The sequence below is a fragment of the Leucobacter tenebrionis genome, assembly GCF_019884725.1.
Classification (GTDB): Bacteria; Actinomycetota; Actinomycetes; order Actinomycetales; family Microbacteriaceae; genus Leucobacter; species Leucobacter tenebrionis.
Genome location: NZ_CP082322.1, coordinates 1,492,111 through 1,514,114, shown reverse-complemented (window position 1 = coordinate 1,514,114; position 22,004 = coordinate 1,492,111). Strand labels below are relative to the sequence as shown.

Sequence of the window (22,004 nt, the reverse complement as noted above, 5' to 3'; positions counted from 1 at the left end):
CCTAACGCACGCGGAGCGCGGCGGGCAGGATCCTCACCTCGAATGCCGACACCGATCCCACGTCGTCGCCGTCGACCTCGAACGCGAGCGGCACCGGCAGCTCCGCGCGCACCGTGCGGGCGCGCAGGTGAGCGGTGGATCCCGAACTCTCGGCCTTGTCGCCGCCCGTGATGAGGCGCTTCAGGCCGTTGTCCCACACCATGTTCCTCATGGTGTCGAGCCAGGCGCCCGCATCGTCCGCGCGCAGCACCAGCAGGTCGAGCTCGCCGTCGTCGGGGGCGGCATCGGGCAGCAGCGTGATCCCGCCCTGAATGCTGCCGCAGTTCGCCACCAGCACCGTGTGCGCGCTCTCCGTGATCGGGGCGTCGTCGTCGAGCTGCAGCGAGAGCTCCACGACCTCGGTGCCGGTCGCGGCGCGCCCCAGCGACTCGACGTAGGCCAGCCAGCCCGTCTTCGCCTTCAGCTCGTCGTCGGTCTCGACGATCATCTGCGCGTCGATGCCGAAACCCACCATGACCACAAAACCGTGGCGCTCGGAGCCCGCCGAATCCGCCGCCGTCGCGGCAGGGTCCCCGGATCCGCCCGGCTCCTCGGACTCGCCCGTGCCGGCCGCATCGGGCCCGCTCTCGCCCTCACCGGCCGGCGCCCGCGTGATGACGACCTCGCCGAGGTCGAGCGGCGATCCCGAACCCGTCAGCGCGCGCTCGAACGCGGCCCGGGCATCTCCGAGCGGCACCCCCAGATTGCGGGCCAGCAGATTGCCCGTGCCGAGCGGCACGATCCCGAGATCTGCCGCCGGTGATCCCGACTCGCCGAGGCGCTCTGCCACCGCGCGCACCGTGCCGTCGCCGCCCGCCGCGATCACGAGACCGCACCCGGCATCGATCGCGGCCGAGGCGGCGCCCTGGCCCGGATCCTCCTCGGTCGTCTCGAACCACTGGCACTCGGGGCGATCCCGATCCGCCGCGAAGGCGCCCTCGAGCGCGCGCTCGAACGCCTCACGCAGTTCTTCGCCCTCGACCTTCGACGGATTCCAGACGATGCCGACCTTCTCGTTCATGCGCACTCCCTCGGTGCTCGGTTCTCGGTGCTCGGTGCTCGGTTCATAGCTCGGCGAGCAGCGACTTCCAGTGCGCTCGCCACTCCTCGATGCGCTCGCCGTCGGCGAGGCCGTCCTGCGACACCGCGAGCGAGGTCTTCTCGCCCTTCGGGGTCGCGGACACCTCTACGCGCCCCGCGCCTTCGAGGTCGAAGCGCAGGAAGCTGCGCTTGTCGGTGCGGGATCGCCTGGCCTCACCGGCGGCGTGCCCCAGATGCTCGGAGCGGCCGCCGTGGGCCGCCGCCCAGGCCTCGATCGCGGCGTCGCGGTCGAGGGGCAGCGTGCGGCTCGCTCCCACACGGAACGTGCCCGACGACGACTGGCCGGGCACGCGCAGGCCGGCGTGCTGCTCGAAGGCGATCGCCGCGCTCTGCGCCCACCAGTCGGGGTTCTGCAGATCCTCGGGCATCGCGGCGCGCGCGACGCGGGCGATCTCCGTGTGGCCGGCCTCGCGTGCGCCCGCGGCCTCGAAGACGCGCAGCCAGTCGCTCCACGGGCGGCCGGTGGCGCGCTCGAGCGCTTCCACGTTGCCGGCGCGGGTGCGATTGCCGGTGGGCTGCTGGCTCGCGCGGTTCTCGGGCCCGGTGTTGGATCCTGCGTCGTTCTGTGATGCAGCACTCATGCCATCAGCGTACTCGCCTGACTTCCTCCCGGGGCCTTCCTCCCGGGGCCTTGCCTCGGCATCCTTCTTGCTTCGGCATCCTTCTTGCTTCGGCATCCTTCTTGCCTCGGCATCCTTCTTGCCTCGTCTCCTCCCGGGCACTGCTGTGGAACGCTCACCTATGTTCTTCTGGAGCCTTGCCCCTGCCCCGGACCCCGCCGAGATACGGATAGCGCACGCCGGTGTGCGAGCGGAGCTGCGAGATCCGTATCTCGGCGGGGCGTGTGCTGGTGCTGGGTCTGGGGCTGCTGGGACGTGTGCTGGGTCTGGGCTGCTGGGGCCGCTGGGCTGCTGGGACGGGCGCGGGATCCGGCTCGCCAGACCCGGCGGATGCTTGAATGGGGGCATGACTGAGCACACCGACCGCGAGGCGCGCCGGCACGTCGAGCACGTCTCGTCGCAGCACCGATCGGCCGGCATTGATGACGGCTACTCCGCCGGGGGCACCCTGGGCGACGCGGTGGCGGCCACCGACACCGCGAGACCCGAGATGCCGGGTGCGCAGGAGTACCGGATCGACCTCGAGCGCATCCGATTCTCGTCGTACTTCGCGCGGCTCTCGGACGTGACGCAGGTCGTGCCGCGCTCCGGCGTCGGCCCCGTCATGCACAACCGGCTCACGCACTCGCTCAAGGTGAGCGCCGTCGCCCGGGTGATCGCCGCGCAGCTGGCGGGGCACGAGGCACGGCACCGCGCGCACGTGTGCGGGGAGCGCGGTGACGACGATACGACGGGTGCAGCGGTCGCGCGCCTCGGCGGCTGCGACACCGTCGTGGCGCAGGCCGCGGCGCACGCGCACGACCTGGGGCATCCGCCGTTCGGGCATCTGGGGGAGCGGGTGCTGGATCGCGTGGCCCGCGAACGGCTCGGCCTGGTCGAGGGGTTCGAGGGGAACGCGCAGAGCTTCCGCATTCTCACGCAGCTCGACACGCTCGGGCGCGACTTTCCCGGGCTCAACCTCACCGCGGCCACGCGGGCGGCGACACTCAAGTACCCCTGGACGCGAGCCTCGTGGATCGGCGTTTCCGAGGCCGAGCTTCCCGTGACCGAGCGGCCGCGCGGCGTCGGGGCCGATGCCGTGCACGGCGCCGAGAAGTTCTCGGTGTACGCGCTCGACGCGGGCGAGATGGAGAGCGCGCTCGCCGCCTTCCCTCGAGTAGCGCGGGGAATGCAGACGGTCGAGTGCGCCGTCATGGACCTCGCCGACGACATCGCCTACGCGGTGCACGACCTCGACGACTTCACCCGCGCGGGGGTGCTGCAGCAGGCATCGGTCGCGGGGGAGTTCCGAGCATGGCTGAACGACGGGACCCGCCTCGCGCGCATGGCGCCCGAGGAGTTGACGGGGTCGGGTGCGCTGCGCATCCCGGGGCACGCGCTCGAGCAGCTGTGGCGGCGCATCGCGCTCAAGGACGCGTGGATCGCGGATCGCGACGCCTTCACCGCGGCGGTGCGCCGCGTCAGCGCCGATATCGGCGACTCGCTGCTCGCGGTGCCCTACGACGGCGGCATCGACAGCGAGCGCGCGGTCTCCGACTTCACCAGACGCTGGATCGAGCACCTGCGCACCTCGATCGTGGTCGACGAGCAGCCCCACATCCGCAGCGGATATGTTCGGCTCGACCGCCAGGCCTGGCACGAGGTCGCGGTGCTGAAGTTCGTGCACGCCCACTTCGTGCTCGAGCGCCCCGAGCTCGGCCAGCCCCAGCGCGGGCAGGCCCGGGTGATCGAGCAGCTGGTGCTCGGGTTCGACGCGTGGCTCGCGGATCCCGTCGACGCCGACCGCGCGCCCCGCCGCCTGCTGGAGTGGGTTGACGAGGCCACCGCGGCGAGCTTCGAGCTGCGCCGCTCGCGGCCCGAGCTGCTCTCGGGCGACACGAGCGATACCGGGCTGCGCCGCCAGGGTCGTACGCGCGCGATCCTCGACTACGTCGCCTCCCTGAGCGACCAGCAGGCGCTCTCGACGCACCGGGACCTGACCGGCGCGGCCTGATCCCGCCGCGTGCCACCCGCGACCCTGACTGCCCGCCATCCGCCCCGGCGTCCGCCCGCCCTGGCGCCCGCAGCGTCGTCTGTACGCCGCGCGCCGCGCGCTGGCTGCCCTCCGCGCGCCCGCGCGCTGCCTGCCCGCTGCGCGCTGCCTGCCCGCTGCCTGCCCGTCATCCGCCCTGCCATCCGCGCGCCCTGGCGCCCGCCCGCCGTGTCGCCCACATCGCCCACCCGACACCCGCGTCGCCCGCGCGTCGCCCGCGTGACCCCGCCCCGCCGCCGTGCCACGCCCGACGCCCGCGCGCCGCCGTGCTCCAGGTAGGAGATCCTCATCCAGGCGGGTGGTTTCAAGCAAAAGCTCCCGCTCAGGACACGATCTCCTACCTGGGGTGGGTGTGCTGGAGGGGGGTGTGCTGGCGCGGGCGTGCTAGGGCGGGTGTGCTGAGGTGGGGTGGGTGTACTGAGGTGGGGTGTTCTGGAGTGGCGCGGGTGCGCTGGGGCGGGTGTGCCGGGACGGCGCGTGCCGGAGTGGCGCGGGGTAGGGCGGCGAGACGGTACGGTGGGGGCATGAGTGTGAAGCGGGACGAGCTCATCCGGCAGTTGATCGAGGTCGGCCGCGACGCGGCCGGGCGGGGGCTGGTGCTCGCGAGCGCCGGCAACATCTCGGCCCGCGTCGCCGACGACCGCTTCGTCGTGTCGGCGAGCGGCGTCTGGTTCGACCGGCTCACCCCCGAGGACTTCGTCGAGCTGACGCTCGATGACGCCGAGACCGGCGCGCCCTCGGCGGACGGGGTCAAGCCGTCGAGCGAGTGGAAGCTGCATCACCGCGCCTACCGCGCCCGACCCGACGTCGAGTGCGTGCTGCACCTGCACCCCCGCACCGCCGTGGTGCTCGCCAGCATGGGCCGGGAGGTGCGACGCATCACGCTCGACCACGCCTACTACCTCGGATCCATCGGCGTCACGCCGTTCTTCCACAACGGGACGGACGAGCTGGCCGACTCGGCCGCCGAGCAGCTGCGCGAGCACGACTGCGTCATCATGCGCCACCACGGCTGCTCGGTCGTGGCCGACACGATCGACATGGCCTACCGGCGCGCCCTCAACCTGGAAGACGCGGCGCAGGCGACGGTGCTCGCGCTGCAGCTCGGCGACACCGAGACGGTCTTCCCCGAGGACGGCGCGCAGCACGCCTGAGCGCGGCGCCTCGTCGTGACTTGCGGCGAGACCGACGGTTTCAGCGAGACTGACTGTTTCAGGAGCTCTGGAACAGCCAGTCTCGCTGAAACGCTCGGTCTCGGCGCAGAACCCCGCCTCGAGGCCGCCGCGGCGCTCAGTCGAAGATGTCGTCGAGCAGGCCGCCGAGGATCACGCCGCCGATCACCGGGCCGAGCAGGCCGGCGGCACCGCCGCCCGCACCCTGGCTCCGGCCCCGATTGCCCCAGCCCCAGTCGTCGTTGTCGGGGCGCGACGAGTCGATGTCGCGCTGCGCCAGTTGCATGGCCTCGTTCGCGAGCTGAGCCGCGCGGCGGGCGAGCTGCCGCACCTGCTCCCGGGTGTCCTCGACGTCGGGCATCCGGCTGATCTCGGTGCGCAGCCGTTGCGCCTCGGCGAGACGGGTGCGGGCATCGGCCCCGATCCAGCCCCGATGGCCGTTGATGAGCCCGGCGGCGACGGCGATCGCCCGATCGGCGGCGTCGATGTCGTGGAGGACCTGCTCGCGAGAGGGCACCGGCCGTGCCGCGCGCTCGCGGGCGGCGTCGAGCGCCGCGTTCGCCTCGGAGACGAGCGCGAGGTCGGCGAAGGGATCGCGGCGAGCACCCGAGCCTGCCACCGAGGCGAGCGCCTCCTCGAGCCGCGCCGCGGCGGCATCCACGGCCTGGGTGCGGGGCCCGCGCCGGGCATCGGCGAGGTCGCCGCGCGAGTCGGCGATGACGTCGGCCAGTGTGGTCTGAGCGCGCAGCGCCTCGATCTCGAAGCTCTCGACCTCGTCGATGATCGATTCCGCCCGCCGCACGGTCTCGGTCGCGGCTTCGAGTGCGACGTTCGCCTCCTCCGGCTTGCCGGCCGCGCGGCGCCGCTCGGACACGTCGGCCGAGTGCAGGGCGAAGTCGAGCAGCTGCTCCACCTCCCCGGAGGTGAGGCGCAGCCGCTGCAGCGCGTCCGTGCTGTAGCGCTCGGCCAGGCGATCGACGGCGGCGCGCGCCTCGGGCAGTCGCCCGCGCAGCGCCTCGGCCTCCGCGCGCACGCGCCTCAGGATCTCGGGCGCCTGCCGCACACGGGCGATGCGCTCTTGCAGCGCCGAGGTGCGCTCGTCGAGCACGCCCTCCGCCCAGTCGCACAGCTGCACGATGCGGGCGTTGCGGGTGCGCAACTCGTCGGGGGTGTCGGGCACCTCGTCGTGGTTGAGCTGGTGCAGCTGGAACGCCTCGGTCATGTGGGTGCGCACCGCCTCGAGCCCGGCCCGCAACTCCGAGGTGGCAGCCTCGCCGAGTTCGGCCGATGCGAAGGCGAGCTCGTCGCCCGTGACCCGGATCCGCTCGTCGGCGGCGACGAGCGCCGTTCGAGCCCGCTGCGAGAGCTCGGTGTCGGCCGCCTGCTGATGCCCCTGTTCCTCGCGCGCCCTGCGTCCCCAGAAAGCCAAGTTGTCTCCGATTCTCGAAAGGGGTCGCGCGGGGAGGCGCGACTGCCGCTGCGGGATCGGCGGAGGGCGACATCGGCGCCACCCTCCGCCGAGAGGTTACTGCTCGATCGCCTGCGCGGGGCGACCGCTCTTCAGAGCCGCGAGTCGTGCCTCCACCTCGGTGACGGCCTCGAAGTTCTCGAGCTCGTTGAACTGGGCGTCGAGGGACGATGCCGCGATCTCCTGCTTGCCGCGGGCCAGCGCCTCCTGGCGGCGGATCTTCTCCTCGAAACGACCGAGGTCGCTGGTCGGATCGAGCACGTCGATCGACTTCACGGCGTCAGCGACGCGGTTCTGCGCCTCGGCGGTCTTGGCGCGGGCGACGAGCTCGGCGCGCTTCGACTGGAGCTGCTTCAGCTTCTCCTTCATGCCGTTGAGGCCGTCCTTGAGCTTGGCAGTGACCTCCTGCTGAGCCGCGATGGTCGGCTCGGCGGTCTTCGCCTCGTTCTCGGCCGAGATCTGGCGCTGCAGCGCGACCTTGGCGAGGTTGTCGAACTTGTCGGCGTCGACGCTGTTGCCCGCCGCGCGCAGCTCGTCGGCCTTGCCGCTCGCGGCGACCGCCTTGCGGCCCCACTCCTCGGCCGTCTTCACGTCCTCGCGGTAGTCCTGCTCGAGCAGGCGCAGGTTGCCGATGGTCTCGGCGATCGCGGCCTCCGCGTCGGAGATGTTGTTCGTGTAGTCGCGGATCAGCTGGTCGATCATCTTTTCGGGATCCTCGGCGGCATCGATGAGGGAGTTGACGTTCGCCCGGACGAGGGTCGTGATGCGTCCGAAGATGGATTGCTTGGTCATGCTGGGTTCCTTTCGCGGGGGATTGGCACGAGTCTATGGATCAGTGCTCGGAGTTCGCAGGGATATTTCACTGGGGCTCAGAATCTTCCGCCTCCGCTGCGGCGCCGCGATCCGCCTCCGCTCCGCGAACTGCTGCGACGGGAACCGCCCGAGCTGCTGCGACGGGAGCCGCTGCGCGATCCGCCGCCCCAGCTGCCGCCCCACGAGCCTCCGTAGCCTCCGTAGCCGCCGCGGCCGCCGCCGCTGCCGAGGATCCCGCCGAGCACCGCGGCGAGGTCGCCCCCGGCGCTGCCGCCGGCGCTCCCGTACCCGCCGTACCCGCTCACGTCCATCTGAGCCGAGGCGAGCGCCTCGGATGCGAGACGGGTCGCGCGTTGAGCCTCGCCGAGCGCGCCACGCGCGTCGCTCTGCTGCGCCGCCTCGGCGCGCGCGAGCGCCGCACGGGCCTCCGAGACGCGGGTGCGCGCGACGGATCCGACCGCGCCGCGGCGGGAGGCGATGTAGTTCTCGGCCTGGCGCACGTCGTCGGCGGCCTGGGTGAGGCTCGCCCCGAGCAGTTGCCGGGCGCGTTCCTCGTCGCGGGCCGCCTGCAGCACGCCGTCGATGCGGGTATTCGCGGCTTCGAGCGCCTGCAGCGCTCGCGAGGGGCGCCGATCGCCGGCACCGAGGTCGCCGCGCGCCGCAGCGACCTGCTGCTCGGTCTCTTGTGCTGCCGCGGTGATCCTGCCGTCCGGATCGGCCATCCCGCGAGCGGCCGCGATGTCGCCCTCGAGATCGGCGATCAACTCCGAGCAGCGCTGCTCCACTGCGGCGACCGCGGCGCCGTGCTCGATGACGGCCTGCTGCAGCTGCTCGGCCTGCGCCGCCGCGGTCTCGGCCTCGCGGATCGCCACCGCCGCCTCCCCGCTGCGACCGGCCTCGACCGCCTGCGCTGCCGCCGCCGCGCGATCCCGAGCGAACGTCAGCAACCCCGCCGCCTGCTCGGGGTGCCCCGCCACCGCCTGCAGCTCATCAGCCGCATAGACCGTCTGCAACCGGGCCAGCTCGGCGCCGATCGAGTCGGACTCGAGGCCCGCGAGCCGCGCCCGCGCCGCCTCGAGCGCCGCCGGCGCATCGCGTTCGATGTCGCGCAACTCCGCGAAGGCGTCGGCCTGGGCATCGAGCGCGGCGTCCGCCGCCTCGCACAGCTCGACGATGCGGCTCAGCCACTCGCGCCGCTGGGCGTCGGTATCGGGGATCTCGTCGTCGAGCTTCTGCCGTAGGGAGAACGCCTCGAGCAGCTGGGCCCGGGCGGCGTCGAGCGCGGCGGCAAACGCCGTCACAGACGCCTCGCCGAACTGCGCCCGCGCGAACTCGAGCTCCTGCTCGCTCGTCTTCACCGCGTCGTCGGCGGCGACCAGCGCGAGACCCGACGTGCGCTCGAGCTCGGCCAGCTGCTCCTCGGCCTCCTGCCGGGCGCGACGGTTGCGGCGCAGCCGCACGATCCCGAACGAGGCTCCAGCGATGCCCGCCACCCCGACCACGGAACCGATCACCACGGCCGCGGTGCGCCCGCCCGCGCCGTGCTCTGACTCGACCTGCTCGGCCGCCGCCTCGATGGCGCCCGACCAGTCGAGGTCGCGCAGCTCGGGCAGTATGCGCTCCTCGATCCTGCCGAGCTGAGCGTCGCTCAACGGGCCGCTGTCGAGGGCGGAGATGAAGTACTGGCGCCCCTCGGTCGACACCGCGAGCAGGTACTGCTCTTCGCCGAGGCCGTTGAGATCGGCGGTCTGGTTCGCCCACTCGATGCGGTCGGAGGGATCGTCGAACTCGTCGACGAGCACCACGTAAAGGTCGATGCCGGTCGCATCGAAGGTCGCGGCGAGGCGCTCGTTCGCGGCGCGCTCGGCGGCGGGATCGAGCGCGTCCGCCTCGTCGGTGACGTACGAATCCCCGAGCGGGATCGGGGGAGTCGCCCACGCGGCGGCGCCGGAGAGCAGCCCCCAGGCCGCCGCCAGCGCGGCGCCGAGGCCCACCCCGACGAGCCATCTTCGAACCCGGATCCGCGCGCTGTCCACATTCGGAGTGTATTGGGTGCGGCCGGTGAGGTCCATGCGCGAACCCTGCCCGGACACCTCGTCACGAGGCCTCGCACCCTCGCGAGAGGTCGAAAACGGTTCTGAGGCGCGGAGTTCAGAGCCTTTTTCCACCTCTCGCGGGATGGCCCGGCTACAGGGTGATGGGCATCTCGCGATCAGGGTCCCACGGCACCGACCAGCCGAGTTCGTCGAAGAGCGCGGAGAGCAGGATCCCGGTGAACCCCCACACGACGTGGCCGCCGAGACGGTCGTGCAGCCGGAACGCCGGGCCGCGGTAGGTCATGCCGCCGCGCCGAAGCACCGAGGTGCCGCGCGCCGCGGGATCCAGCAGCTCCGCCACCGGCACCCGGAACACATCGACCGACTCCGTGCGATCCGCGGCGACCTCGCTCGGCAGCCGCCACCAGCCCACGACTGGGGTGACGAGGTTGTTGCTGACCGGGATGTGCACGCGCTGCAGCGACCCCAGCACCTCCACGCCGGAGGGCTCGAGGCCCGTCTCCTCGGCAGCCTCGCGCAGCGCGGTGCGTGCGGGGTCGCCGCCGTCGACCCCCTCGGCGCCGCCTCCGGGGAACGCGATCTCACCCGCGTGATGCCGCATGCCCGTGGCGCGCCTGGTGAGCAGCACGTCGAGTTCGTCGGGCAGCCCGCTCGATTCGGATGCAGCGGTCGCCGCCGGGGTGCGGTCGAGCGCGCCGAACAGGATCAGCACCGCGGAGCGGCGCAGCGGGCGGTCGGCGAGCAGGCCCTGAGGGTTGAACGGGAACGTGAAGCCGCGATCCATCAGTCCGCGCAGCTCCCGCTCGGCGTCGGCCCCCGTCCTGGTCATGTCTGCCAGCCTATCGCTGCCTTCGTCCCCTGAGCCTGTCGAAGGGAACTCAGGATCCGTCCCTCGCTTATACCCGCTCTGCTCCCATCATTCAGCGCCTGCGGCGCCGCGACGGGGGTGAAGAATACGCCGCCGTCGCGCCCGCGGCGGCTTCGAGACGGCCTCTCGCCGTCGAAACCGCCTCTCACAGTCAGAGCCGCAGGCGGTTTCGACGCTGAGAGGCCGTCTCGACGGCGGGAAGCGGTTTCGACGGCGGGAAGCTGTTTCGACGGCGGGCGGCGGTCTTGACGGGAGCAAGAGGGAGCCGCAGGATCCCTCAGCCCTCGATGAGCAGGTCGCTGATGCCCTCGGGAACCCGCTGCGAGCGCGCCCACGGTTCGCGGTCGCGGCGCTCGACCCGCTTGCGGCGCTGCGTCTCCTCGGCGCGCACGAGGGTGAGCACCGCGGTCACGGCGGCGCGCTCCTCGTCGCTCACACCGCGGGTCACGAACGTGATGTCGTCGCCGTGGATCACGTCGTCCGGCTCGCCGAGCTCGCGGCGTCGGGCCGCGTCGCGCTCGGCGGCGTCGGGCGGCAGCTGGGTCTCGTTCACGTGGGTTCCTCTCGGTCGAGGGACTGGCGGCGCGCGGTGCTTCGAGCATAACGGGGCGCGGATCCGCGCACCCCGGCACCTGCAGCCGAGTCCGCTCTACAGCGGGATGTTGCCGTGCTTCTTGGCGGGCAGCTCGTCGCGCTTGCCGCGCAGGCCGCGCAGCGCCTTGATGACGGCGAGGCGGGTGCCCGCGGGCTCGAGCACGTTATCGAGCTCGCCGCGCTCGGCAGCCAGGAACGGCGAAGACACGTCGGCCGTGTACTTGGCGGTGAGCTCGGCGCGCAGGGCCTCGACGTCGTCGCCGCGCTCGGCGGCCGCGGCCAGCTCCTTGCGGTAGAGGATGTTCACGGCGCCCGCGCCGCCCATGACCGCGATCTCGGCGGTGGGCCACGCGATGTTGAAGTCGGCGCCCATCTCCTTCGAGCCCATCACGATGTACGCGCCGCCGTAAGCCTTGCGGGTGATGATGGTCACGAGGGGCACGGTGGCCTCTGCGTAGGCGTAGAGGAGCTTCGCGCCGCGGCGGATCACTCCCTGGAACTCCTGATCGGTGCCGGGCAGGTAGCCGGGCACGTCGACGAGGGTGAGGATCGGGATCGAGAACGCGTCGCAGAAGCGCACGAAGCGCGCGGCCTTCTCGCTCGCGTCGATGTTGAGGGTGCCCGCCATCTGGTTGGGCTGGTTCGCGACGACGCCCACGGTGCGACCCTCGACGCGGCCGAAACCGATGAGGATGTTGGGGGCGAACAGCGGCTGCACCTCGAGGAAGTCGCCGCTGTCGAGGATCGCCTCGATGATCACCTTCATGTCGTACGGCTGGTTCGGGCTGTCGGGGATGACGGTGTTGAGCTTGCGGTCGGCGTCGGTGATCTCGAGCGCGGTGTCGCTGTCGTAGATCGGGGCCTCTGCGAGGTTGTTGTCGGGCAGGTAGCTGATGAGCGTGCGCGCGTAGTCGAGCGCGTCGAGCTCGTCGCTGGCGAGGTAGTGGCTCACGCCGCTGGTCTTGTTGTGGGTGAGCGCGCCGCCGAGTTCTTCGAAGCCGACGTCCTCACCCGTGACGGTCTTGATGACGTCGGGGCCTGTGACGAACATGTGGCTGGTCTTGTCGACCATGATCACGAAGTCGGTGAGCGCGGGGGAGTAGACCGCGCCGCCGGCCGAGGGGCCCATGACGATCGAGATCTGCGGGATCACGCCCGAGCACGCCGTGTTGAGGCGGAAGATCTTCGCGTACTTGCTGAGAGCGACGACGCCCTCCTGGATGCGCGCCCCGCCCGAGTCGAGGATGCCGAGCAGAGGTGCGCCCGTCTTGAGCGCGAACTCCATGGCCTTGACGATCTTCTCACCGGCGACCTCGCCGAGCGAGCCGCCGAAGGTCGTGAAGTCCTGCGAGAACACGACGACCTGGCGACCGTGGATCGTGCCGGCGCCGGTGACGACGGAGTCGCCGAAGGGACGGCTGCCCTCCATGCCGAAGCCGTGCGTGCGGTGCTTCACGTACTTGTCGAACTCGACGAAGGATCCCGGATCGAGCAGCGCCGAAATGCGCTCGCGGGCCGTCATCTTGCTGCGGGGGTGCTGCTTCGCTGCGGCGGCGGCGTCGCGGTCGCCCACCGCTTCCTGGTACTTGCGGCGGTGGTCGGCGATGCGGCCCGCGGTGGTGGCGAGCGTCGCGGCTGCGTCTGTCGCTGCGGGCGCCGTCTGCTGCGAGGCGGGTGCTGCTGCGGGGGCGTTCTCTTCGGTCACGCCTGCCAGCCTAGCGCGGGCCTCCAGCGGATGGTTCATGAACACCTCCAACTGATACGGGAATTCGTAGTCGATCTCCCACTGGGAATGCTGCGTTTCTCGCGGCGCGGAGTCTCAAATTGCTGCTTCGTCATCCCGTTAAACAGCAATTTGAGACTCCGCGTGCGAGTGGGAGGGGAAGCGGGGGCTGAGGTGGGAGGCGAGGTGGGAAGGGGAAGGGGAGAGGCGGCGGGGAAGCGCGAAGCGATACCGTGGAACCCATGGAACTGAGGCGCACGCGCGAACTCCTGCCCGAAGTGATCTGGCGGGAGAGCTCGCCCTCCACGAACGCTGAGCTGCGGGATCTCGTGAACGGCGAGACGGGGCGCGACTACCCGCACGGCACGCTGCTGCTCACGTCGAACCAGACCGCGGGCCGCGGGCGCCTCGATCGCGGTTGGGTGACCCCGCCCGACACCGCGCTCGCGGCCTCGCTGCTGGTGAGGGGCTTCGGGCGCAGCGGCCTGGGCGTGGGGTGGCTGCCGCTGCTCACGGGATCGGCCATCACCGCGGCACTGCAGCCCTTCTTCGGCGAGGGCATGCGCGTCGGCTTGAAGTGGCCGAACGATGTGCACGTGCGCGATGAGGACGACGCGATCGCCGGGCGCCCCGGCCTGAAGCTGTGCGGGATCCTGTGCGAACTGCTGGGCGACGGCTCGGTGATCGTGGGCACCGGCATCAATCTGCTGATCCCCGAGTGGGAGCTGCCGACCGACCGCGCGACATCGCTGCTGGCCGCGGGGGCCGACTTGGCCGCGGGTGCGGACCTGACCCCGGGCGCCGACCTGGCCGCGGGCGCGGATCCGCACTCCGAGCCGATGCCGGGCGCGGATCCCGTCCCGACCCTCGCCGACGGCATCGGAAGAGACCTCGCCGACCGCGTGCTCTCCGCCTACGCCGCCGAGCTGCTGCGCCTCGTCGACCTCGCCGCGGAGGATCCCGCAGCGGCCCGCGCCCGCGTCGCGCGGCACTCGCTCACGCTCGGCACCGAGGTGCGGGTGCACCTGCCCGGTGGCGAGATCGTCGAGGGCCGCGCGCGCGAGCTGGCGGGTGACGGCGCGCTGGTGGTGGATCTGCCGACCGGGGGCACGCTCACCGTCTCAGCGGGCGACGTCGAGCACCTGCGCTGACGCCGCGCTCCCCGGTCGTCCGCACCGCCTACCGGCGAGGATCGAGCGGGTACTCCTCGCCCAGCTGGTCGATCTGCTCGGTGGTGGGGTCGTTCTCGGAGAAGTCCATCTTCGGCACGGGGCGCTTGAAGCCGCCCGTCACGATCGCGATGATGATGACGCCGATGACGAGCCAGATGCCGCCCACGAGCCAGGTTCCGGGTTCGAGTGAGGTCCAGAGCCAGATCGTGAGACCGAAGCCGATGAGCGGAGCGACGCCGTGGGTGAGGATCTCGCGCGCGGTGAGCGGCAGCTTCCGGCCGCCCTTCGGGAAGAGGTAGGTGCGGATCACCGAGAGGTTCACCATCGCGAACGCGGCGAGCGCGCCGAAGCTGATCATGAACGCGACGGTGTCGAGCGACAGGAAGAGGCTCGACAGCGCGAAGACCGACACGGTGACGGCCGCGACGATCGGGGTGCCGAAACGTCGGTGCAGGCGTGAGAGGGGCTTCGGCAGCATGCCGTCGCGGCCCATCGCGTAGAGGATGCGCGACACCGACACCTGGCCGGTCATGCCCGAACCGAAGGCGCCGACCACGTAGACCGCGACGAAGAACGCGGTGAACGCTTCGCCGCCGATGTTGTTCATGACGGTCACACCCGCGGCGTCGACCTCGCCGGGGGTGAGCGACGGCCAGTCGGGCTGGTATGCCATGGCGCCCGCCCACGAGACGAGGATGAAGAAGAGGCCGCCCACCATCGTGGCGAGCACGATGGCCCGGGGGATGTCCTTGCGCGGGCGCTTGGCCTCCTCGGAGAGCGTGGAGACCGCGTCGAAGCCCAGGAAGGAGAGCGCGAGGATCGCGGCGCCGGAGGCGACCGCGCCGATCCCGCCCTCACCGAAGGTGAACGGCTCGATCAGGCTGATCTCGGTGTTGCCGCCGAGGGCGTGCTTGAAGGCGAGCACCATGAAGAGCGCCACCAGCACGACCGAGAGCGCGATGATCACGAAGTTCGCCTTGTTGACGAGCGTGATCCCGAGCACGTTGAACACGAGCACGATCAGCAGCGCCGCCAGCGTGAAGATCCAGGCGGGGATCGCCGGGAACTGCGTGTTCATGTAGATGCCGATGAGCATGAAGTTGATCATCGGGATGAACAGGTAGTCGAGCAGCATGACCCAGCCGGTGAGGAAGCCGGCCGCGCCGCCGAAGGACTGCTGCGTGTAGGTGTACGCGGATCCGGCGACCGGATAGCGCCGCACCATCGCACCGTAGCTGGCCGCGGTGAACAGCATGGTGACGACCGCCACCACGTATGCGGCGGGCAGGTGCCCGTCGGTGACCTGGTTGACGATGCCGTAGGTCGTGAAGACCGTGATCACCGTCATGTACGTCACACCGAACAGCGTGAGGCCGGTGAGGCCCAGCGCTCGCTTGAGGTGCGGTTGGGATGAATCGCTCACGATATCTCCTTTGATTTCGAGGGGCCTTCGGAGTGAAGACTACCGGCGGAATGTTTCGTCGCCGGCGAGCCAGGTGCCGAGTACGGTGAGGTCGGCGATCGCCTCCGGTGCGATCGAGAGCGGATCGGCCGACAGCCAGACGGCGTCGGCGACGCGCCCGATGCCGAGCGTGCCGCGATCCGCGCCGGCCAGCGCCTGTCGGGCGATGCCCGAGGTGTACGCCGCGAGGGCGGTGCCCGCGTCGATGCGCTCGTCGGGAAGCCACGCCGGGGCGCCCGGCTCGGTGTGGCTGTGCCGGGTGATCGCGGTCGCGAGCGCGGGGCGCCAGTCGTGGGTGGTGACGGGCCAGTCGCTGCCGAACGAGACCGTCGCGCCGCTGCGGTGCACTGACCCGATGAGGTACTGCCACTCGTCGCGGGGGTGGCCGAGGTGCGGGATCGTGAGGTCGCGCATCACCGCGTCGCACTGCGCCCAGTAGGGCTCGAAGTTGGCGATGACGTCGAGCTCGGCGAAGCGCGCCACGTCGGCCGGGTCGAGCACGGCGACGTGGGCGATGACGTGGTGCCGCTCGCGCGCCGGGTTGCTGCGGATCGCCGTGTCGAGCGCGTCGAGCGCGTCGCGGTTCGCGGCGTCGCCGATCGCGTGGATGTGCAGCTGGAACCCCGCGGCGTCGAACGCCGTCGCCGCTGCCGCGAGCTCACGGGCCGTCCAGTTCGGCAGTCCCCGATCGTCCGGGCGGTCGGCGTAGGGCTCGATGAGGGCGGCGGTGTGGCTCTCGACCACGCCGTCGGCGAAGAACTTCACGGTCTCGGCGGTCAGGCGATCCGGGCCGGGTCGATCCGACTCCCGCTGATCCGCGCCCCGCCGATCCGATCCCAGCGACCGCACCCGGTCGCGGGCCGCCACGAACTCGTCGAGCTGCTCGCGCCAGCGCGCGGGATCGGCCCGGAAGGCCAGGTTGAGGCGCGTGTGCAGCCTGCCCGCCTCGGCCGCCGCCAGGTAGACGGGCAGCGCGTCGAGTTCGACCCAGGCGTCCTGCACCCAGGTCGTGCCCTGCTCCGCGTACTCCCGGGTGGCCCGCTCGAGCGCCTCGACGCGCTGCTCGAGCGAGAACGCGGGCACCACCTCGGCCAGGAAGTCGTTGGCCGCGGCCTCCTGCAGGGTGCCGAGGGGCGACCCGTCGTCGCGGCGCACGATGCGACCGAGGGGCGGATCCGGGGTCTCCGCGGTGATGCCGCCAGCCGCGAGCGCCGCCGAGTTGACCCACGCCGTGTGGTAGTCCCAGGCGCGCAGCACGGTGGGCGTGTCGCCGGTCACCTCGTCGAGCCAGCGCGCGTCGAACAGGCCGCCCTCGGCGAAGGTCGCATCATAGCTGGCACCGACGATCCACTCGGCATCGGGGTGGGCGGCCTTCCAGGTCGCGACGGCGTCGAGGATCCCGCGCAGATCCGCGGCCTCGCGCACCCGCGGCCCGAGCGCCTCGAGCCCGCCGAGCAGCGGGTGGGCGTGACCGTCGCCGGGAGCCGGCGCGAGGGTGCCCCCGGCGAGATCGATGACCTCGGCGCCGGGCTCGTCGGCGAGTGCTGCCGCCTCGTCGCCGTGCGCCGCCACGAGGCCGTCGCGGAACGCGATAGCCGAGGCGGTGAGCGTGCCGTTCGCGGGCGAGGGGTCGACGATCACGGTGCCGCCGGTGAAGATCGTGAGGCTCATGGGTACGTCCTTGTCTGCATGAGGGCAGGCGTTCAGGCGCTCGAAATGAACGGGGTTCTTTAAAGTGCGCCGCGTCGAGAATAGTACGGAACCGCCCGTTGCGCTAGCGTGAGGCGGGAACGGGCCGATCCGCGGTTCGCATGCGGGGTGCGGATCGCCGAGACGAACGAGAGGGGACCGCGATGGCGGCGGCAGCCGACGGCTCGACGGCGAACGCGCCGGCTCCGCGTGCGCGCCGCAGAGCCGGGCGCCCCGTCGTGGGTGTGCTGTCGCGCAGACTCATCATCGAGACTGGCCTGCGGCTGATCGACGAGCGCGGCGCCGAGGGCGCCGGCATGCGGGCGATCGCCGCGGAGCTCGGGGTGCGGCCCTCGGCGCTGTACAACCACGTGGCCGGCCGCGCCGATCTCATCGCGGGCGTGCGCGAACTGATCAGCGACCGCATCCCGACCGCCGCGTTCGAGCGGGAGCCCTGGGACGTCGCGCTCGCCGGCTGGGCTCACCACTACCGCAGGGCGTTCGCGGCCCATCCCTCGACCATCGCGCTGCTCGCGGTGCTGCCGCTCGCCGAGGAATCCGCGACGACCCGCATGTACGACGCCGTCATCGCGGGGATGCTGCGCGCCGGGTGGCCCGAGGATCGCGCCCTCGCGGCCCTCGTCGCGCTGGAGTCGTTCATTCTCGGATCGGCCCTCGACCTGTGCGCCGACGACGACATGCTCGATCCGGGTCCCCGCGCCGACGTGCCCGCCTTCACCGCGGCCTACGAAGCCCGCGCGGCCGCGCTCGCCGCCTCCGGCCAGAGCCCGGCCGACGCGTCATTCGAACTGGGGCTGCGGGTCATGCTCGCGGGTCTGCGCGCCGAACTCGCGGAGGTTACGGGCGCGGAAGCGCGGGCGGCGGCGCGGGCCGATACCGCTACTGGAAGATGATGGTGCGGTCGCCGTCGGCGAGGATCCGGTTCTCGGCGAACCAGTTCACCGCGTGCCGCAACACGCGCGACTCGATGTCCTGGCCCAGCTGGACGAGCTGCCGCGGCGAGTAGGAGTGGTCGACGCGGGTGGTGTCCTGTTCGATGATCGGCCCCTCGTCGAGGTCCGAGGTGACGAAGTGCGCGGTGGCGCCGATGAGCTTGACCCCGCGCTGGTGCGCCTGCTTGTAGGGGTTGGCGCCCTTGAAGCCCGGCAGGAACGAGTGATGGATGTTGATCGCACGCCCCTTGAGCGCGTCGCACAGCTCGGGGGAGAGGATCTGCATGTAGCGCGCCAGCACCACCAGCTCGATGTCGAGCTCCTCGACCGCCTCGAGCACGCGGGCCTCGAACGCCGCCTTGTCGTCGGGGCCGGCGATGGCGCGGTGCTCGAAGGGCACGCCGTAGAACTCGGCGATGTCGCGTACCGTCTCGTGGTTCGAGAGCACGAGCGGCACCTCGATGGGCAGCTGCCCGCCGCGGCGGCGGTAGAGCAGGTCGTTGACGCAGTGGGTCGCGGTGGAGGCGAGGATCAGCGTGCGCACCGCGCGGCCGACGACGTCGAGGCGCCACGCCATGTGGTACCGCTCGGTCACCGGCGCGAGGGCGGCGGTGAAGCGCTGCTCGAAGGTCTCGGGCTGAGCCACCGCGCTCACCTGCAGGCGCATGAAGAAGCGACCCGTGTCGCCGCTCGCGAACTGCTGGCTCTCCTCGATGTTGCCGCCGGCGGCGACGATCGCGCCGCTGATGGCGTGCACGATGCCGGGTCCGTCGATGCACGAGAGGGTGAGCACCCACTGGGTGCTGTCTGCGGGCTCTGCGGGGGCGATCGTGTTGGTGCTCACGGAGTACAAGGGTAGTGGATCCGCGCTAAACTGGGTGCCGTCGTGACTGGCGTGCAGATGGGACACCATCGGGGAACGACGAATCGCATCAATTGGCCGCTCGCCTGGGTCGTATTTTTCTGGAGATCTCCGTGTGCGCGGAGGCAGGAACAGAAGGAGCACACAATGTCCACCCAGTCCGCATTCTTCAACGAGCCGCTCGAGACGGTCGATCCCGAGATCGCCGAGGTGCTGAAGAACGAGCTCGACCGCCAGCGCGGCACGCTGGAGATGATCGCGAGCGAGAACTTCGTGCCCCGCGCCGTGCTCGAGGCGCAGGGCTCCGTGCTCACCAACAAGTACGCCGAGGGCTACCCGGGTCGCCGGTACTACGGCGGCTGCGAGTTCGTCGATGTGGCCGAGGATCTGGCGCGCGAGCGCGCCAAGTCGCTGTTCGGCGCGAAGTACGCCAACGTGCAGCCCCACTCCGGCGCGAGCGCCAACGCCGCGGTGCTCAGCGCGATCGCCGAGCCCGGCGACACGATCCTCGGCCTCGAGCTCGCCCACGGCGGCCACCTCACCCACGGCATGAAGCTCAACTTCTCGGGCAAGCTCTACAACGTCGTCTCGTACGGCGTCGATCCCGACACCATGCTCGTCGACATGGACGTGGTGCGCGCGAAGGCGCTCGAGCACAAGCCCAAGGTGATCATCGCCGGCTGGTCGGCCTACCCGCGCACGCTCGACTTCGCGAAGTTCCGCGAGATCGCCGACGAGGTGGGCGCGACGCTGTGGGTCGACATGGCGCACTTCGCGGGCCTTGTCGCGGCCGGCCTGCACCCGAGCCCCGTGCCGCACGCGCACGTCGTGAGCTCGACCGTGCACAAGACCATCGGCGGCCCCCGCTCGGGCTTCATCCTCACCAACGACCTCGAGCTCTACAAGCGGCTCAACTCGAACGTGTTCCCGGGCCAGCAGGGCGGCCCCCTCATGCACGTGATCGCGGCGAAGGCGACCGCCTTCAAGCTCGCGGCCACGGACGAGTTCAAGGATCGCCAGGTGCGCACCCTCTCGGGCGCGAAGCTGCTGGCGGAGGCGCTCACGAGCGAGGCCTCGAAGGCGGCGGGCGTCGACGTGCTCACGGGCGGCACCGACGTGCACCTCGTGCTCGCCGACCTGCGCAACTCGCAGCTCGACGGCCAGCAGGCCGAGGACGCGCTGCACGCCGTCGGCATCACCGTGAACCGCAACGCGGTGCCGTTCGATCCTCGTCCCCCGATGGTCACCAGCGGCCTGCGCATCGGCACCCCCGCGCTCGCGACCCGCGGCTTCGGCGACACCGAGTTCGCCGAGGTGGCCGACATCATCGCGCTCACGCTGCAGCAGCAGGGCGACATCGAGGCGCTGCAGGCGCGCGTCACCGCGCTCGCCGAAGCCTTCCCGCTGTACCCCGGCCTCGAGACCTGGTAAGCCGCGCATGACCGCGAACATTCTCGATGGCAAGGCCGCGGCCGCGGCGATCAAGGCCGAGCTCGCCGATCGCGTGGCGGTGCTGCGCGAGCGCGGGATCCAGCCGGGTCTTGCGACCGTGCTCGTGGGCGAGGATCCCGGCTCGCAGTGGTACGTCGCCGGCAAGCACCGCGACTGTGCCGAGGTGGGCATCGCCTCGATCAAGCGCGAACTGCCGGCGTCGGTGTCGCAGGAGGAGCTCGAGGCCGTGCTCGACGAGCTCAACGCCGACCCCGAGTGCACCGGCTACATCGTGCAGCTGCCGCTGCCGAAGCACATCGACACGGATCGCATCCTCGAGCGCATCGATCCCGACAAGGACGCTGACGGCCTGCACCCCACCAACCTCGGGCGCCTGGTGCTCAACGCCAACTCGCCCATCGCCTCGCCGCTGCCGTGCACGCCGCGCGGTGTGATCGAGCTGGTGGAGCGCAACGGCCTCTCGTGGGCGGGCAAGCACGTGGTGGTCGTGGGGCGCGGTGTGACCGTCGGGCGCCCGATCGGCCCGCTGCTCACGCGGCGCGAGTACAACGCGACCGTGACGCTGACGCACACGGGCACGCAGGATCTGGCCGCCGAGCTGGGTCGCGCCGATGTGATCGTGGCCGCGGCGGGCGTCGAGGGCATCGTGCGCGCCGAGAACGTGAAGCCCGGCGCGATCGTGCTCGATGTGGGGGTGTCGCGCAAGGTCGACCCCGAGACCGGCAAGAGCCGCGTGGTGGGGGATGTGGACCCCGGGGTCGCCGAGGTGGCGGGCTGGATCTCGCCGAACCCCGGCGGGGTCGGCCCGATGACGCGCGCGCTGCTGCTGAAGAACGTGGTCGAGATGGCCGAGCGGGCGCAGAACGCGTAGCGTTCGGCGGTCACTCGGCTCTCGGCTCTCGGGCCTCTGAGGCAGCGGCCCAGGGAGGAGATCGTGTTTCAAGCGGGTGTGTTCCTGGGGCGGCACCCGCTTGAAACATGATCTCCTCCCCGAATCGTGCGAAGCGCCGGGCACCCGCGCGCCCGCAAGGCTCCGGCTGCTAGTCTGCTGCGGATGGAGACGCACCCCGGAGCCGAGTACGAGGGCCTTGTCGGCTGGATCCTGAACCTGATGGAGACCATCGGGGAGCTCGGCGTCGGTCTTGCCGTGTTCTTGGAGACGTTCATCCCGCCGATCCCGTCCGAGGCCCTGCTGCCGGGGGCGGGGTTCCTCGCCTACGAGGGGCGCCTGAACTTCTGGCTGGCCTGGGTCATGGCGACGCTCGGCGCGCTCGTCGGCGCCTGGGTGTGGTACGCGATCGGCGCTGCGTTCGGGCGCGACCGCACTCGCCGGGTGGTGGGCAGGATCCCGCTCATGGACCACGACGACTTCGATCGGGCAGAGGCGTTCTTCGCGCGCTGGGGCGGCACCGCCGTGCTGCTCGGCCGATGCGTGCCGCTCGTGCGATCCTTCATCTCGATTCCGGCAGGGATCGAGCGCATGCCGATCGCGAGGTTCAGCCTGTACACGCTTGTCGGATCCGGCGTCTGGAACGGGATCTGGATCGGCCTCGGTTACGCGTTCGGGCCCGCGATCAAGCCCGTGCTCGAGCAGTGGAGCGGGCTGCTCTCCGACGCGATCATCGTGATCATCCTGGCGCTGCTGCTGTGGTTCGTGATCGCGCGTCTCGTGCGCAACGCGCGCCGCAAACGCGCTTCCTGACCGGCGCGCGTCCCTCCGCGGCTGCACCCACGCGGGCTTCCGCGTGCCCGGCCCCGACCTGCACGACCCCTCCCTGTCCGGTCTTGTCCGGTCCTATCGCGTCCGGTCCGCCCAGCCCTGCCTCGCCCGGTCCCGCGTCTGCCCGCCCTCGCCCCGTCCGGTCTCGTCCGGTCCCGCCTCGCCCTGGTGCGGGGTCACTTTCGTGCGTGTCGCGGAATAGGGGTC

At 71.4% G+C, this 22,004-nt stretch carries 18 protein-coding genes and 1 riboswitch; of the genes, 7 read left to right on the top strand and 11 right to left on the bottom strand.

From position 1 onward, the window contains the following. Position 1 precedes the first annotated feature (1 nt). Both KVY00_RS07040 and KVY00_RS07035 read right to left on the bottom strand, forming a co-directional pair. Positions 2–1,060, bottom strand: a complete 1,059-nt coding sequence (locus KVY00_RS07040) for a diacylglycerol/lipid kinase family protein (RefSeq protein WP_223044970.1) — start codon at positions 1,058–1,060, stop codon at positions 2–4. 43 nt (positions 1,061–1,103) lie between these two features. Continuing rightward, positions 1,104–1,721, bottom strand: a complete 618-nt coding sequence (locus KVY00_RS07035; RefSeq protein WP_255572816.1) for a hypothetical protein — start codon at positions 1,719–1,721, stop codon at positions 1,104–1,106. Between the two features lie 385 nt (positions 1,722–2,106). Here KVY00_RS07035 and KVY00_RS07030 point away from each other — a divergent pair, with 385 nt between their 5' ends. After that, a complete protein-coding gene (locus tag KVY00_RS07030; RefSeq protein ID WP_223044969.1) occupies positions 2,107–3,753 on the top strand; it encodes a deoxyguanosinetriphosphate triphosphohydrolase family protein in 1,647 nt (548 codons plus the stop codon). 563 nt (positions 3,754–4,316) lie between these two features. Continuing rightward, positions 4,317–4,946, top strand: a complete 630-nt coding sequence (locus KVY00_RS07025) for a class II aldolase/adducin family protein (RefSeq protein ID WP_223044968.1) — start codon at positions 4,317–4,319, stop codon at positions 4,944–4,946. 136 nt (positions 4,947–5,082) lie between these two features. On the opposite strand, the gene KVY00_RS07020 is transcribed toward KVY00_RS07025, so the two are convergent. The 6 genes from KVY00_RS07020 to KVY00_RS06995 form a co-directional block, all read right to left on the bottom strand. Then, positions 5,083–6,393 carry a hypothetical protein gene (locus KVY00_RS07020; protein ID WP_223044967.1) on the bottom strand — a complete coding sequence of 437 codons (1,311 nt, stop codon included), beginning with the start codon at positions 6,391–6,393 and terminating at the stop codon, positions 5,083–5,085. A 96-nt stretch (positions 6,394–6,489) separates the two neighbouring features. Beyond that, positions 6,490–7,224 (bottom strand): PspA/IM30 family protein, encoded by a 735-nt coding sequence (locus tag KVY00_RS07015; protein WP_223044966.1) that lies wholly within the window; start codon positions 7,222–7,224, stop codon positions 6,490–6,492. A gap of 77 nt (positions 7,225–7,301) precedes the next feature. After that, complete coding sequence (locus KVY00_RS07010) at positions 7,302–9,281, bottom strand: TPM domain-containing protein (protein WP_223044965.1); 1,980 nt, start codon at positions 9,279–9,281, stop codon at positions 7,302–7,304. A gap of 151 nt (positions 9,282–9,432) precedes the next feature. Then, a complete protein-coding gene (locus KVY00_RS07005; protein ID WP_223044964.1) occupies positions 9,433–10,131 on the bottom strand; it encodes an NUDIX hydrolase in 699 nt (232 codons plus the stop codon). Positions 10,132–10,447: 316 nt separating this feature from the next. Then, positions 10,448–10,723: a hypothetical protein gene (locus tag KVY00_RS07000; protein ID WP_223044963.1), complete on the bottom strand. Its 276-nt coding sequence runs from the start codon at positions 10,721–10,723 to the stop codon at positions 10,448–10,450. Positions 10,724–10,819: 96 nt separating this feature from the next. Beyond that, the gene (locus KVY00_RS06995) at positions 10,820–12,469 is read right to left on the bottom strand and encodes an acyl-CoA carboxylase subunit beta (RefSeq protein WP_255572815.1); all 1,650 of its coding nucleotides are present in this window, start codon (positions 12,467–12,469) and stop codon (positions 10,820–10,822) included. A gap of 260 nt (positions 12,470–12,729) precedes the next feature. Between KVY00_RS06995 and KVY00_RS06990 the strand changes: the two genes are divergently transcribed. Next, positions 12,730–13,638: a biotin--[acetyl-CoA-carboxylase] ligase gene (locus tag KVY00_RS06990; protein ID WP_223044962.1), complete on the top strand. Its 909-nt coding sequence runs from the start codon at positions 12,730–12,732 to the stop codon at positions 13,636–13,638. Positions 13,639–13,666: 28 nt separating this feature from the next. Here the strand turns inward: KVY00_RS06990 and KVY00_RS06985 are convergent, their stop codons facing one another. Both KVY00_RS06985 and KVY00_RS06980 read right to left on the bottom strand, forming a co-directional pair. Then, positions 13,667–15,082: an APC family permease gene (locus KVY00_RS06985; RefSeq protein WP_223044961.1), complete on the bottom strand. Its 1,416-nt coding sequence runs from the start codon at positions 15,080–15,082 to the stop codon at positions 13,667–13,669. A gap of 39 nt (positions 15,083–15,121) precedes the next feature. Continuing rightward, positions 15,122–16,792 carry an amidohydrolase gene (locus tag KVY00_RS06980; protein WP_223044960.1) on the bottom strand — a complete coding sequence of 557 codons (1,671 nt, stop codon included), beginning with the start codon at positions 16,790–16,792 and terminating at the stop codon, positions 15,122–15,124. Positions 16,793–16,974: 182 nt separating this feature from the next. Between KVY00_RS06980 and KVY00_RS06975 the strand changes: the two genes are divergently transcribed. Beyond that, complete coding sequence (locus tag KVY00_RS06975) at positions 16,975–17,724, top strand: TetR/AcrR family transcriptional regulator (protein WP_255572814.1); 750 nt, start codon at positions 16,975–16,977, stop codon at positions 17,722–17,724. On the opposite strand, the gene purU is transcribed toward KVY00_RS06975, so the two are convergent. Continuing rightward, on the bottom strand, positions 17,711–18,616 hold the full coding sequence (gene purU, locus KVY00_RS06970; protein ID WP_223044959.1) for a formyltetrahydrofolate deformylase: 906 nt from the start codon (positions 18,614–18,616) through the stop codon (positions 17,711–17,713). The two genes, KVY00_RS06975 and purU, sit on opposite strands and share 14 nt — an antisense overlap. A gap of 23 nt (positions 18,617–18,639) precedes the next feature. Then, positions 18,640–18,724, top strand: a riboswitch (ZMP/ZTP riboswitch). A 48-nt stretch (positions 18,725–18,772) separates the two neighbouring features. Here purU and glyA point away from each other — a divergent pair. From glyA to KVY00_RS06955, 3 genes are all read left to right on the top strand, one after another. Then, on the top strand, positions 18,773–20,056 hold the full coding sequence (glyA, locus tag KVY00_RS06965) for a serine hydroxymethyltransferase (RefSeq protein ID WP_223044958.1): 1,284 nt from the start codon (positions 18,773–18,775) through the stop codon (positions 20,054–20,056). Between the two features lie 7 nt (positions 20,057–20,063). After that, on the top strand, positions 20,064–20,948 hold the full coding sequence (locus KVY00_RS06960; protein WP_223044957.1) for a bifunctional methylenetetrahydrofolate dehydrogenase/methenyltetrahydrofolate cyclohydrolase: 885 nt from the start codon (positions 20,064–20,066) through the stop codon (positions 20,946–20,948). A gap of 183 nt (positions 20,949–21,131) precedes the next feature. Further along, a complete protein-coding gene (locus tag KVY00_RS06955) occupies positions 21,132–21,779 on the top strand; it encodes a DedA family protein (protein WP_223044956.1) in 648 nt (215 codons plus the stop codon). The last annotated feature ends 225 nt before the right edge of the window (positions 21,780–22,004 follow it).